Consider the following 14,614-nt stretch of genomic DNA (forward strand, 5'->3'; position numbering starts at 1 on the left):
CCTCACTGAAGGAGACCGAGAACCTGCGCGCCCGCAACCGGGAGCTGCGGGCCGCCGCCCGGGAACCGGTGGCGGTGGTGGCCATGGGCTGCCGCTTCCCCGGCGGCGTCAAGTCCCCCGAGGACCTATGGCACTTGGTGGCCGAGGGCACCGACGCCATCTCGCCCTTCCCCGCCGACCGGGGCTGGGACACCGACTCCCTCTTCGACTCCGACCCCGGCCGGCCCGGACACACCTACGTCCTGGAAGGCGGCTTCCTGGACGACGCCGCCGAGTTCGACGCCGATCTCTTCGGGATCAGCCCACGCGAGGCGGTGGCCATGGACCCCCAGCAGCGGCTGCTGCTGGAGACCGCCTGGGAGACCTTCGAACGGGCCGGGATCAACCCCGCGTCCCTGCGCGGCCGCCCCGTCGGCACCTTCGTCGGATCGGTGCTCACCACCAATGGCGGCGGGGCCGAACCGGCCGAGGGCAGCGAGGGACACCAGCTCACCGGCAGTGCCGCCAGCGTGCTCTCCGGACGCCTGGCCTACACCTTCGGCCTGGAGGGCCCGGCGGTCACCGTGGACACCGCCTGCTCGGCCGCACTGGCCTCGGTGCATCTGGCCGTCCAGGCGCTGCGGCAGCGCGAATGCGCCATGGCCCTGGCCGGTGGTTCGGCGGTGCTCACCACCCCTGGAATCTTTGTGGAGTTCAGCAGGCAGCGCGGGCTGGCACCGGACGGCCGGTGCAAGCCCTTCGCGGCGGCGGCGGACGGCACCGGCTGGGGCGAGGGCGTCGGCCTGGTGCTGCTGGAACGGCTCTCCGACGCCCGGCGCCGTGGGCACCCGGTGCTGGCGGTGATCCGTGGCTCCGCCGTCAACCAGGACGGCGCCTCCAATGGACTGACCGCGCCCAACGGCCCGTCCCAGCAACGGGTGATCCGGCAGGCGCTGGCTGCCGCCCGCCTCTCGGCGGACCTGGTGGACGCGGTGGAGGCCCATGGCACCGGAACCACCCTGGGCGATCCGATCGAGGCCCAGGCCCTGCTGGCCACCTATGGCCAGGACCGGCCCGCCGACCGGCCATTGTGGCTGGGCTCGGTCAAGTCCAACCTGGGCCACACCCAAGGCGCCGCGGGCATCGCCGGGTTGATCAAGATGGTGCTGGCCATGCGCCATGGCGTCCTGCCCAGGACCCTGCACATCGACCGGCCGACCCCGCATGTGGACTGGTCCTCGGGCGCGGTGCGGCTGCTCACCGAGAACCGCGAGTGGCCACCCACCGGCCGCCCGCGCCGGGCGGCGGTGTCCTCCTTCGGCATCAGCGGCACCAATGCCCATGTGATCCTCGAACAGGCCCCGGCAGAAGGGGAGATGACGGACGGGCCGGAGGGCGCGGACATCCCGGCCGTGGGCCTGCCCCTGGTGCTCTCGGCACGCGGGGACCGGGCGCTGCGGCAGCAGGCGGAACGCCTGGCCGCGCATCTGCGGGCCCGTTCCGGCCTCCGGCCGCCCGATGTCGGCCACTCTCTGGTGACCTCCCGGGCCACCCTGGACCAGCGGGCCGTGGTGTGGTCCGGCGACCGGGACGGCCTGCTCGCCGGACTGGACGCCCTGGCCCAGGACCGCCCCGCCCCCGGCCTCACCCGGGGCACGGCCACCGAGGGCGCCCTGGCCTTCCTCTTCTCCGGCCAGGGCAGCCAGCGCCCCGGCATGGGACGCCAACTGGCCGGGGAATTCCCGGTGTTCGCCGAGGCGCTGGACGAGGCGGCCGGGCATCTGGACCCGCGACTCGACCGGCCTCTGCGCGAGATCCTCCACGCCGAGGAGGGCACCCCGCGGGCCGCACTGCTGGAACAGACCGCCTTCACCCAGGCCGCGTTGTTCGCCTATGAGATGGCCATGTTCCGCCTGCTCACCCACTGGGGAATCACCCCGGCCCTGCTGCTCGGCCACTCCGTCGGAGAACTGGCGGCCGCCCATGCGGCAGGGGTGTTCTCCCTGGAGGATGCCTGCACCCTGGTCGCCGCCCGGGGCCGGCTGATGCAGCGGATGCCCGGCACCGGGGCCATGGTGGCCATCCAGGCCACCGAGGCCGAGGTGCTGCCGCTGGTGGCGGCGAGGGCCGGGGAGATCTCCCTCGCCGCGGTCAACGGGCCGTGCTCGGTGGTGGTTTCGGGCGCCGAGGGCGCGGTGCTGGAGGTCGCCGGATACTGGAAGGAGCGGGGACGCCGCACCAGCCGGCTCCGGGTGAGCCATGCCTTCCACTCCCCGCAGATGACCGGAATGCTCCAGGAGTTCGGCGAGGTCGCCGGCAAGCTGGAGTTCCATCCGCCCCGTATCCCGGTGGTCTCCAACCTCACCGGCGAGATCGCCACCGATGAGCAGCTGTGCTCACCGGAGTACTGGGTGCGCCACGCCCAGGCCCCGGTGCGCTTCCACACCGGAATGCGCGCCCTGGTGGCGGCGGGAGTGCGCACCTTTATGGAGGTGGGGCCGTCCGGGACGCTCACCGCCATGGCCCAGGACTGTCTCGCGGAACAACCGGCGGCCACCGGCGCGGTGGTGATCCCGGTGGCCCGCTCCGGAAGGCCGGAGACCGGCACCACTCTGGCGGCGGTGTCCCGGGCGTTCGTCCAGGGCACCCCGGTGGACTGGACCCGGTTCTTCCCTCAAACCGGCAACCGCCGGGTGGAGTTGCCCACCTATCCCTTTCAGCGCCGCGGCTATCCCTGGAGCCGGGCGAGCGCCACCGCCCAGGTGACCGCGGCGGGCCTCGCCGGGCTCCGGCATCCGCTGCTGGGCGCCTGCCTGGAACTGGCCGACGGCCAGGGGACGGTGTTCTCCGGGCGGTTGTCCCGGCGCACCGAGAGCTGGCTCGCCCACCACAAGGTGCTGGGCACCGCCCTGGTCCCCGGCACCGCCATCGTCGAGATGGCGCTCCGGGCGGGAACCGAGGCCCGGTGCGGGAGGCTGGTGGAGCTCACCCAGGAGGCGCCGCTGACGCTGCCCGACCAAGGCGCCGTCCACCTCCAGGTACGGGTGGGGGCGCCGGGGGAGAACGGGCATCGCTCCCTGGGGGTGTACTCCCGGCCGGAAGAGGCCCCGGACTGGGTGTGCCACGCCCGTGGCCAACTCGCCCCGGAGGCCGCCGCGCCGCCCGCCGCTCCCGGCGAGGACTGGCCGCCCCCGGGGGCGGAACCGGTGCCCCTGGAGGGGTTCTATGAGCGCCTGGCCGCCGAGGGCCTCGACTACGGCCCCGCCTTCCGGGGCCTGTCCCGGGCCTGGCGGCTGGGAGAGGCGGTGTTCGCGGAGCTCGCGCTGGACCGTACCGCACGGGCCGGGGCGGGCGCCTATGGCGTCCATCCGGCGCTGCTGGACTCCGCACTCCATCTCGCCCTGCTGGACGGCGCGTTGGCCGGCCGGTCGCGGCTGCGGATTCCCTTCGCATGGCAGGACGTCTCCTGCCATGGCGCCGGCGCACCGGCGCTGCGTGCCCGGCTGACCCCGGCGGGCACGGACTCGGTCTCCCTGGCCCTATGGGACGAGCACGGCGCTCCGGTGGCCTCGGTGGGCTCGCTGGTCACCCGTCCCATCACCGCCGGGCAACTGCGTGCCACCCGTACCCAGGACACTCTGTTCCACCTCAACTGGGCGGCGGCGGAGCCGGTTCCGGGCGCCGCGCCGGGCTGCGTGGTGCTGGGGGACGACGACCTGGCCGCCGCCGTGGCTGCCCCGGGCCTCCCCGGCCCCGAGGCCCTCCTGGCCGCGCTGGACTCCGGCGAGTCCATACCCGGGCTGGTGCTCCTGCCCTGCCGGGCCCCGGACGCCGATACCCCGGACGCCGACGACCCGCTCGCCGCCGCCCGTTCCCTGACCGGCCGGGTGCTGGAGGTGATCCATCACTGGCTCACCGACGCCCGGCTGACGGACTCCCGGCTGGCGGTCATCACCCGGGGCGCGCTCTCCGCCGCCGACGGGGAGCCCGTCACCGACCCGGCCGCCGCCGCGCTCTGGGGCCTGGTGCGCTCCGCGCAGTCCGAGCACCCGGGCCGGTTTCTGCTGGCCGACCTGGACGGGCACCCCGGCTCGACGGCCGCACTGCCCGCGGCCCTGTCCGGCAACGAGCCGCAACTCGCCCTGCGCGAGGGAAGGTTGCTGGTGCCCAGGCTGGCCCGTGGCGTCCCGGAGGGCAGTCTGATGCCGCCGCCGGGCGCGGCGGAGTGGCGGGTGGCACCGGCCGGCGGGGGCACGGTGGACGATCTGGTGCTCGCCCCCTGCCCGGAGGCCGCCGCGCCCCTGGCACCGGGACAGGTCAGGGTGGCGGTGCGGGCGGCCGGGCTGAACTTCCGCGATGTGGTGATGGCCCTGGGCATGGTCGCCGATCAGCGGGCGCTGGGCGGCGAGATCGCCGGAGTGGTCACCGAGGTGGGACCGGACGTCCCCGGACTGGCGCCCGGCGACCGGGTGTTCGGGCTGGCGGCCGGCTGTCTGGGACCCGTCGCGGTGGCCGACCACCGGCTGATCGCCCCGATGCCCCCCGACTGGTCCTTCCCCCAGGCCGCCGCCGTCCCCGTCACCTTCCTCACCGCCTTTCACGGTCTGGTGGACCTGGCGGGGCTGCGGGCGGGGGAGAAGGTGCTCATCCATGCCGCCGCGGGCGGCGTGGGCATCGCCGCCGTGCAGCTCGCCCGGCACCTGGGGGCCGAGGTGTTCGCCACGGCGAGCCCCGCCAAATGGGATGCGGTGCGCGCCCTGGGAGTGGACGAGGGGCATCTCGCCTCCTCCCGTACCGGGGAGTTCGAGGCACGATTCGCCGGATCCGGCGGGGTGGATGTGGTGCTCAACTCCCTGACCGGGGAACTGCTGGACGCCTCGCTGCGGCTGCTGCGGCCCGGCGGCCGGTTTGTGGAGATGGGCAAGACCGACATCCGGGACGCCGCCCGGATCGCCGGGGAGCACCAGGGCGTCCGCTATCGCGCCTTCGATCTGATGGACGCCGGACCCGGGCGCATCGCGGAGATGCTGGCGGAGATCCTGGCCCTCTTCGAGCGGGGCCGCCTGCGGCCGGTCCCGGTGCGGACCTGGGACGTCCGGCAGGCGCCGGCGGCCTTCCGCTTCCTGGCCCAGGCCCGGAATGTGGGCAAGCTCGTCCTCACCATGCCGCCCGCCTGGGACCCCTCCGGCACGATCCTGGTGACCGGCGGCTATGGGGCGCTGGGCACCGAGGTGGCCCGGCATCTGGTCCGTACCGGCCGGGCCCGTCATCTGCTGCTGGCCGGCCGCAGGGGGCCGGAGGCCGAGGGGATGGCCGAACTGACCGAAGAACTCCGGAAATTGGGCGCCTTGTCCGTCCGGGCCGTGGCCTGCGATATGGCCGAACGGGCGTCCGTGGCGGAACTGCTGGCCTCGGTACCGGCGGAGCACCCGCTGACGGCCGTGGTGCACACGGCCGGAGTGGTGGACGACGGGCTCCTGGAGTCGATGACACCGCGGCGGCTGGACACCGTGTTCCGGCCCAAGGCCGATGGCGCCTGGCACCTCCATGAGCTGACCCGGGACCGGGAACTGGCCGCGTTTGTCCTCTTCTCCTCCGCCGCCGGCACCCTGGGGGCCGCCGGGCAGGCCAACTACGCCGCCGCCAACGCCTTTCTGGACGCCCTGGCCGCCCACCGCAGGGACGCCGGACTGCCCGCCACCGCCCTCGCCTGGGGAATGTGGGCCGGTACCGGAGGCATGGCCGCCGCGCTGGACCGGGCCGGGCTGGACCGGGTCTCACGCTCCGGGATCGCGGGCCTGAGCACCGAGGACGGACTGGCCCTGTTCGACGCGGCACTCGCCGCCGACCGGGCGGTATGGCTGCCCATACGCTTCCACACCCCCGCCCTGCGCACCGCGGCCGGACAGGGCTCCCTCCCGCCCCTGCTGCGCGGCCTGGCCGGGACCCCGGCGGACCCGGCCGCACCGGCCGGGGCGGCAAACGCCCTGCGGGAACGCCTGGCGGCCCTGGCGCCCGGGGAACGGCGCCCGGCCGTACGGGAGTTGGTACGCGGCCAGGTCGCCGCCGTCCTGGGGCATCCCACAGCGGAGACCGTGGACCCCCAACGCCCCTTCAAGGAGCTGGGGTTCGACTCGCTTACCGCCGTCGAACTGCGCAACCGCCTGGGCGCCATGACCGGCCTGACCCTGCCCAGCACCCTGGTGTTCGACCATCCGACCCCGGACGCGCTGACCGACGCCATCGAAGCCCGGCTGCCGGCCGGTCCGGGCGCACCGGCCGAATCCTTCCTCGCCCGCCTGGACGACTGGGCGGCCGGACTGGCCGCCGCCCCCCTGGACCAGGACGAACGGGAGCGGGTGGCGGCCCGGCTGCGGGCACTGGCCCTGCGCTGGGAGGAGGGAACACGCCCCCAGGACACCGGGCCGGCCGTCGCCGGCGAACTGGACCTGGCGACCGACGAGGAAGTCATCGACTTCATCAGCAATGAACTCGGCATCTCCTGACCGCCGATGACTTCTGGACGGGGTGTTTCTCAGATGGTGACGGACGACAAGCTGCGCTACTTCCTCAAGAAGGTGACCGCCGACCTGCATGAAACCCGGGGCCGGCTGCGGGAGCTGGAGGAGGCCGCCGGAGAACCCATCGCGGTGGTGGCCATGGGCTGCCGCTTCCCCGGCGGCGTCCGCTCGCCCGAGGACCTATGGCATCTGGTCGCCTCCGGGCGGGACGCCATCACACCCTTCCCCGCCGACCGCGGCTGGGAGACGGCCGGCCTCTACGACCCGGACCCGGACCGGCCGGGCAAGAGCTGCGCCCGGGAGGGCGGCTTCCTGGACGATGTGGCCTCCTTCGACGCCGGACTCTTCGGCGTGAGCCCCCGCGAGGCCCTGGCCCTGGACCCCCAGCAGCGGCTGCTGCTGGAGGTGACCTGGGAGACCTTCGAACGCGCCGGTCTCACCCCCGCCGCCCTGCGCGGCACCCGCACCGGGGTCTTCGTCGGCACCAGCAGCCAGGAATACGCGATGCTGGTGCACAACGCCCGGGAGAACTTCGAGGGTTACTCCACCGGCTACCTGGCCAGTGTGATATCCGGGCGCCTGGCCTACAACTTCGGCCTTCAGGGCCCGGCGGTCACCGTGGACACCGCCTGTTCCTCCTCCCTGGTCGCCCTGCACCAGGCCGCCCAGGCACTGCGCGCCGGGGACTGCACGCTGGCGCTGGCCGGGGGAGTGGCGGTGCTGGCCACCCCCAGCATGTTTGTGGAGTTCAGCAGGCAGCGCGGGCTGGCCCCGGACGGCCGGTGCAAGGCGTTCGCGGCGGCGGCGGACGGCACCGGGTGGGGCGAGGGCGTGGGACTGCTGCTCCTTGAACGGCTGTCCGAGGCCCGGCGCGAGGGCCATCCGGTGCTGGCCGTGGTGCGGGGATCGGCGGTCAACCAGGATGGCGCCTCCAATGGGCTGACCGCGCCCAATGGGCCCGCCCAGCAGCGGGTGATCCGACGGGCCCTGGCGGCGGCCGGGCTGTCGGCGGACCTGGTGGACGCGGTGGAGGCCCATGGCACCGGGACCCGGCTGGGCGATCCCATCGAGGCCCAGGCGCTGCTGGCCACCTACGGCCGCGAGCACGACGCCCAACGTCCTTTGTGGCTCGGGTCGTTGAAGTCCAATATCGGCCACACCCAGGCCGCCGCCGGCGCCGCCGGTGTGATCAAGATGGTGATGGCCCTGCGCCAAGGCGTACTGCCGCCCACCCTGCATATCGACGCCCCCACTCCACAGGTGGACTGGTCGGCGGGCACCGTGCGGCTGCTCACCGAGGCGAGGGAGTGGCCGGAGACCGGCCGACCCCGCCGGGCCGCCGTGTCCTCCTTCGGCATCAGCGGCACCAACGCCCATGTGGTGCTGGAACAAGCCGAGCCGGACGGCTTCCCCGCCCCCGCCGGACCGCCGGAACCGCCCCAGGCGGCGATACGGCCGCTGCCCTGGGTGCTCTCCGCCCGCACCGGGCGCGGCCTGCGGGAACAGGCCGCCCGGCTGCGCGACCATATCCGCGCCCGCCCGCACCTCTCCCCGGCGGACACCGCTCACTCACTGCTGGTCTCCCGGACCCTCTTCGGCCACCGGGCCGTTGTCCTGGGCGATGACCGGGACGAACTCCTCACCGGCCTGGACGCCCTGGCCGGGGGCGGGAACGCCCCCGGCGTGCTGACCGGAGTGGCGGGCGAACCCCGCAAACCGGTACTGGTCTTCCCCGGCCAGGGCGCCCAATGGGAGGGCATGGCCGCCGAGTTGTACCGCGAGTCCGCCGTCTTCCGTGACCGGCTGCGGCAGTGTGCCGAGGCCCTGGCGCCTCATACCGGCTTCTCGCTGGTGGATGTGGTGTGCGGGGCCGAGGGCGCCGCCGCGCTGGACCGGGTGGATGTGGTCCAGCCCGCGCTATGGGCCATGCTGGTCTCCCTGGCCGCGCTCTGGCGCTCCCATGGCGTGGAGCCCGGCGCCGTGGTGGGCCACTCCCAGGGCGAGATCGCCGCCGCCTGCGTCGCGGGCGCCCTCTCCCTGGAGGACGGGGCACGGATCGTCGCCCTGCGTTCCCGTCTGATCGCCGAACGCCTCTCCGGCCGGGGCGGGATGGCCTTTCTCGGTCTGCCCGCCGGCCGGGCCCGGGAGTGGCTGGCCGCCTGGGAGACCCGGCTGGGCGTGGCGGCGGTCAACGGGCCGTCCTCCGTGGTGGTTTCCGGGGACGCCGAGGCGCTGGACGGCATGCTGGCCGCCGCCGAGGAGGAAGGGGTGCGAGCCATCCGGGTCGCGGTGGACTACGCCTCCCATTCCGCCCAGGTGGCCACGCTGGAGGACGAACTGCTGGCGGCCCTCCCCGGGATCACCCCCCGGACCGCGGAGATCCCCTTCTTCTCCACGGTCAATGGCGCGCTTATCGACACCTCCGCGCTGGACCCCGCCTACTGGTACCGCAATCTCCGGCAGACCGTCCGCTTCGAGTCCACCGTCCGCCGGCTGCTGGAGGCCGGACACCGCGGCTTTGTGGAGGTGAGCCCGCACCCGGTGCTGGCGGTGTCCGTCCAGGAGATCCTGGACGCCACGGCCACCGAGGGCGTGGTGCTGGCCTCGCTGCGGCGTGGCGAGGGAGGTCTGCGACGCTTTCTCACCTCCGTCGGCGAAGCCCATGTCCATGGCATACCGGCGGACTTCGCGCTGCCCCCCGGCCGGCTGGTGGACCTGCCCACCCTCGCCTTCGAGCGCCGCCGCTACTGGCTGGACGCCCAGCCGGCCGCCCCGGCCCACCAGGCCGAAGGGAGCGCCGGGGAGAGCGCCGGGGAGAGCGCCGGGGAGAGCGCCGAGGAGAGCGAGGCCGCGCTGTTCCGGCAGCGCCTGGCCGGGCTGCCGGAGAGCGAACGGGAACGCGCGGTGCTGCACACGGTCTGCGAACAGGCCGCCGTGGTGCTCAACCTCACCTCCGCCGCCGACCTGGACACCGGCAAAGCCTTCACCGACCTGGGCTTTGTCTCCATGACCGCCATGGAACTGCGCAACCGGCTCGCCACCGCCACCGGAATCCGCCTCACCCCCACCGCGGCCTTCGACCACCCCACCCCGGAGAAGCTCGCCGCCCATCTGCTCTCCCGGCTGACCGGCACCGCCGAGCCCATAGCCCAGCCGGTGGCCGCACCGCCCGCCGCCGGGGAACCGATCGCCATCGTGGCCATGGGCTGCCGGTACCCCGGCGAGGTGGCCTCGCCCGAGGAGTTGTGGGAGCTGCTGGCCGCCGGGCGGGACGCCACCTCCTCCTTCCCGGCCAACCGGGGCTGGAACACGGACGAGCTCTATGACCCCAACCCGGGCCGTCCGGGCCGTACTTATGTCCGCCGGGGCGGATTCCTGCATGACGCCGACCAATTCGACCCCCAGCTGTTCGGCATCAGCCCCCGCGAGGCCCTGGCCATGGACCCCCAGCAGCGCCTGCTGCTGGAAGTGGCCTGGGAGGTGCTGGAGCGGGCGCGGCTCTCGCCCGCCTCGGTACGCGGCAGCCGCACCGGGGTCTTTATGGGCATCAGCGGCCAGGACTATCTGCCGGTGCTCACCGCCAGCCCGGACGGCGGCGCCGGCCACCTGATGACCGGCACCTCCACCAGCGTCGCCTCCGGCCGGATCGCCTACACCTTCGGCCTCCGGGGCCCCGCGGTGACCGTGGACACCGCCTGCTCCTCCTCCCTGGTCGCCCTGCACCTGGCCATCCAGGCGCTGCGCCAGGGGGACTGCTCGGCGGCCCTGGTGGGCGGGGCCACCGTGCTCTCCACCCCGGGCGCCTTTGTGGAGTTCAGCCAGCAGCGGGCGCTGGCACCGGACGGACGCTGCAAGGCATTCGCCGCCGGCGCCGACGGCACCGGCTGGGGCGAGGGGGCCGGCATGCTCCTGGTGGAGCCGCTGTCCGAGGCCCGCCGCCAAGGGCACCCTGTACTGGCCCTGATCCGGGGCAGCGCCACCAACCAGGACGGGGCCAGCAACGGCCTCTCCGCACCCAATGGGCAGGCCCAACAGCAAGTCATCCGCCAGGCGTTGGCCAACTCCGGCCTCACCACCCGGGATGTGGACGCCGTGGAAGCCCATGGCACCGGCACCGCCCTGGGCGACCCCATAGAGGCGGAGGCCCTGCTGGCCACCTATGGACAGGACCGTCCGGCCCAACGGCCGCTCTGGCTGGGTTCGCTGAAGTCCAATATCGGCCACACCGCCGCCGCGGCCGGAGTCGGCGGTGTGATCAAGATGGTGCTGGCCCTGCGGCGGGGCGTACTGCCGCCCACTCTGCACGCGGCGGACCCCACCCCGCATGTGGACTGGTCGGCGGGCGCGGTGGAGCTGCTGACCGAGGCCAGGGAGTGGCCGGAGACCGGCCGTCCCCGCCGGGCCGGGGTCTCCGCCTTCGGCATCAGCGGCACCAACGCCCATGTGGTTCTGGAACAGGCCCCGGACCCGGACCCGGCTCCCGGGAGCGGCCTCCCGCACCCCGCCGCCACCCTGCCCGCCGTGCCCTGGCCCCTGTCCGGCCGGACCGCCGCCGCCCTGCGGGCCCAGGCCGGGCGGCTGCACCGGTTCGTCCTGGCACATCCCGGCCTCGCACCGGCCGACATCGGACGCTCCCTGGCCGCCGGCCGGGCCGGGCTGGAACACCGCGCCGTGGTCCTGGGCCGGGACCGGGATCAACTGCTGGCAGAACTGGCCACGTTGGCCGAAGGGGAAGGGGACGACGCCGGCGCGGCGGTCCGGGGCACCGTCCGGGCCCGGAGCAGGATGGCCTGTCTGTTCACCGCCGGGCCCGGAGCGCGCTCCGGACCGGGACGGGAGCTGTATGCGCGGATGCCGGTCTACGCCGCGGCCGTGGACGAGGCCGGTGCCGCCTTCCAGGCGCTGCCGGCCCGCCCGTTGGGGGAGACCATGGCCCTGGACGAGGCGCCCGCCGACCCGGTCCTCGCCCAAGTCCTGCACTTCGCCGAGCAGGTGGCGCTGTTCCGGCTGCTGGACCACTGGGGCACCGCCCCCAGCCATCTCCTGGGCCACGGCCCGGGCGAGGCCGCCGCCGCGCACTGCGCGGGCGTACTGTCCCTGTCCGACGCGGCGGCCCTGCTGCCCGCCCTGCGGGCAACGGAGGACGACATCCGCCGTACCGTCAAGGAACTGACCTTCCACCCACCGCGCATCCCCCTGGTCTCCGGCCGCACCGGCCGGCCCCTCACCCCCGGTGAACTCCGTTCCCCCGAGCACTGGATCGCCCTGGCCCGGGAGACCGGCACCCCCGCCGAGGGCCTGCGATGGCTGCTGGCCGACGGGGTGCACCACTGCCTCCTGCCCGTCCCGGTGGACACCGCCGGGATCCCCGGGGACCTGGCCGAGGACGGCCTCCTCCTGCTGCCCGACCCGAGCCGGGACGGGACCGGGGCGACGGCCCTGCTGCGCGCCCTGGCCCGGCTGTATGTCCGGGGCGTGGCGGTCGGCTGGGACCGGATGCTGGCCGACTGCGGCGCCCGCCTGGTGGAGTTGCCCACCTATGCCTTCCAGCGCGGGCGCTACTGGCCCGAGTTGGCCGCGCTGCCCGCCGCCGGGCCCCGTCCCGCCGGGCGGGCGGACGGGCAAGGGGGCCGCGAATTCCAGGAACGCCTGGCCGGGGCGTCCGAGGAGGAACGGGAAGCACTGCTCGCCGCCCTGGTCCGCACCCACGCCGCGGCCGCCCTCCGGCTGCCCGACGCCGACGCGATCGACGAGCGGACGCCGCTGCCCGAGCTGGGCTTCGACTCACTGACCGCGGTGGACCTGCGCAACCGGCTGGGCGCCGACACCGGGCTGCGCCTGGCCCCGTCCCTGGTCTTCCAGCACCCGACCGTCACCGCCCTGGCCCGGCACCTGCTCGCCGCCTGGACCGCCGCCGGCGGCGCGGACCGGGCGGCCGAGGACACCACCGGCGCCGGCACCACCCTGGGCCCGCTGCTGGCCCGGGCCGGAGAACTGGGCCGGAGCGAGGAGTTCCAGGAACTGATGCACCGGATGGCGGCCTTCCGCCCCGCCTTTGACACCCCCCGGGCGGAACACCGGATTCCGCCGGTCCGTCTCTCCCGGGGCCCCGCCGCCCCCGGGCTGGTCTGCTTTCCCACCTTCGCCGGTTCCTCCGGGCCCCAGCAGTACGCCCGCCTGGCCGCCGCCGCCCGCGGCGAGCGGGACCTCTGGGTCCTGCCCGCGCCCGGCTTCAGCTGGGACCAGCCGTTGCCTGCCTCCGTGGACGCCCTCGCCCGCCTCCAGGCGGACGGCGTCCAGGAGTGCGCCGAGGGCCAACCCGTTGTGCTGCTCGGCTACTCGGCGGGCGGCTGGATCGCCCATGCCACCGCCGCCGCCCTCGAAGCACGCGGGGCCGGGCCCAGCGGCGTCGTCCTGCTGGACACCTACTGGCCGGACAGCGCGATGCTTCCCCGGCTGCACGCCCGGATCGACCAGGACCGCAAGTCCGGCTCGTCCGAAGCCCATTGGACCGAGGAGATACGCGATGACGCGGGACTGACCGCCATGGCGCACTACTCCCGGCTGTTCCAGACCTGGCGCCCGGCCCCGATCACCGCACCCACCCTGCTTGTCCGGGCCGCGGAACCGGCCGTCGCGGAACCCCCGCGCGACTGGCGGCCGCACTGGCGGCTGCCGCACACCGCCGTGGACGCACCCGGCACCCACTTCACCCTCATCCGCGAACACGGCCCAGCCGCACTGGGATCGGTCCACCACTGGCTCAACGGCCTTCAAAAAAAGGAGCATTGATGACGTCCAGCGGCACCAGCCAGGAAAAGCCCCTCGACCAAGCCGTCATCGACGGGCAGGCCGCCTACTCCAAGCAGGCGCTCAACCTCTATGACCTCGCGGTCTACCGGGGCACCGCGCCCTTCCTCTGGCGCTGCCCGCCGGCCGTCTCCCGGTGGCTGTACGACCAGAGCGTCGGCGCCCGCCATCTGGAGATCGGCGTCGGCAGCGGCTATCTGCTCGACCACGCCACCTTCCCGGTGCCCGATCCCCGGATCACCCTCGCCGACCTCAACCCCAACTCCCTTGCCCACACCGCCGACCGCCTCCGGCGCTACCAGGTCACCACGGTCCGCGCCAATGTCCTGGAACCCCTGCCGGTGCCGGAGAAGTCCTTTGACTCGGTGGGCATGAGCTATCTGCTGCACTGCGTTCCCGGCAGCCTCGCCGAGAAGGGCATCGCCTTCGCCCACGCCGCGGCCGCCGTCCGCCCCGGCGGCATCGTCTTCGGCGCCACCGTGCTGTCCTCCGGCCTCCCGGTGACCTTCGCCGCCCGCCGGATGATGTGGTTCCTCAACAGGACCGGCGTCTTCCACAACGACCGCGACAATCTCGACGACCTCCGCGAGCAGCTCGGCAAACACTTTGAGCGCCATGAACTCACCATCAGCGGCTGTGTGGGCCTTTTCCGCGCCTGGACCGGCGCCGCATAGCCCGGCGCCGCACAGGGCCCCGGGCGCGATCACCCTCCCAGTACAGTCCGAAGAGGCCAACCCCGAAAGGAGACGCCGTGCCCCGCCCCGACCCCGGCCTCTTCGGCCCCGCCTCCGTCACCTGGCAGCTGCACGGCGACCCCGTCATGTGGATCGCCGGAGTCCGCGCCCTATGGCTCCAGGCCCTGCACCCCCGTACCGTCCGCGGCCTCACCCAGAACTCCACCTTTGAGCAGGACCCCTGGGGCAGACTGCTGCGCACCGCCCGCTTTGTGGCCGCCACCACCTATGGCACCGGCGACGCCGCACAGCGCGCCGGCGCCGCCGTCCGCGGAATCCACTGCCGGCTCTCCGCCGTGGACCCGGACACCGGCGAGCGCTACCGCATCGACGACCCCGAACTCCTGCTCTGGGTGCACTGCGCCGAAGTCGGCTCCTATCTGGCGGTGTTGCGCCGTTCCGGGCTCCCCCTCACCGACGCCCACGCCGACCGCTATCTGACCGAGAACCGCCGCGCCGCCGCCCTGGTCGGCCTGGACCCCGCCACCGTCCCCGGCACCACCCGCCAACTCGCCGCCTACTTCCAGCGGATGCGGCCCCTGCTCGCCGCCACCCCCGAGGCCCGCCGGG

At 74.2% G+C, this 14,614-nt stretch carries 4 protein-coding genes; all 4 read left to right on the forward strand.

All coding sequences use genetic code 11. From position 1 onward, the window contains the following. Positions 1-5 precede the first annotated feature (5 nt). Positions 6-6,485, forward strand: coding sequence for a type I polyketide synthase (locus tag CV755_RS09625; RefSeq protein WP_422070527.1), 6,480 nt, complete (start codon positions 6-8; stop codon positions 6,483-6,485). 36 nt (positions 6,486-6,521) lie between these two features. Beyond that, the gene (locus tag CV755_RS34165; protein ID WP_479681636.1) at positions 6,522-13,292 is read left to right on the forward strand and encodes a type I polyketide synthase; all 6,771 of its coding nucleotides are present in this window, start codon (positions 6,522-6,524) and stop codon (positions 13,290-13,292) included. Further along, positions 13,292-13,984 carry a methyltransferase gene (locus tag CV755_RS09655; RefSeq protein ID WP_109279745.1) on the forward strand — a complete coding sequence of 231 codons (693 nt, stop codon included), beginning with the start codon at positions 13,292-13,294 and terminating at the stop codon, positions 13,982-13,984. Before CV755_RS34165 ends, CV755_RS09655 begins: the two co-directional genes overlap by 1 nt. A gap of 77 nt (positions 13,985-14,061) precedes the next feature. Beyond that, positions 14,062-14,614: oxygenase MpaB family protein (locus CV755_RS09660; RefSeq protein WP_153068630.1), on the forward strand; the 553-nt coding region annotated here is incomplete at its 3' end.

This window comes from Streptomyces orinoci, assembly GCF_003121295.1.
GTDB lineage: Bacteria > Actinomycetota > Actinomycetes > Streptomycetales > Streptomycetaceae > Streptomyces > Streptomyces orinoci.

Coding starts and splice junctions, on each gene's coding strand:
- CV755_RS09655 (WP_109279745.1), top strand. CDS start 13,292: ATGACGTCCAGCGGCACCAGCCAGGAAAAGCCCCTCGACCAAGCCGTC.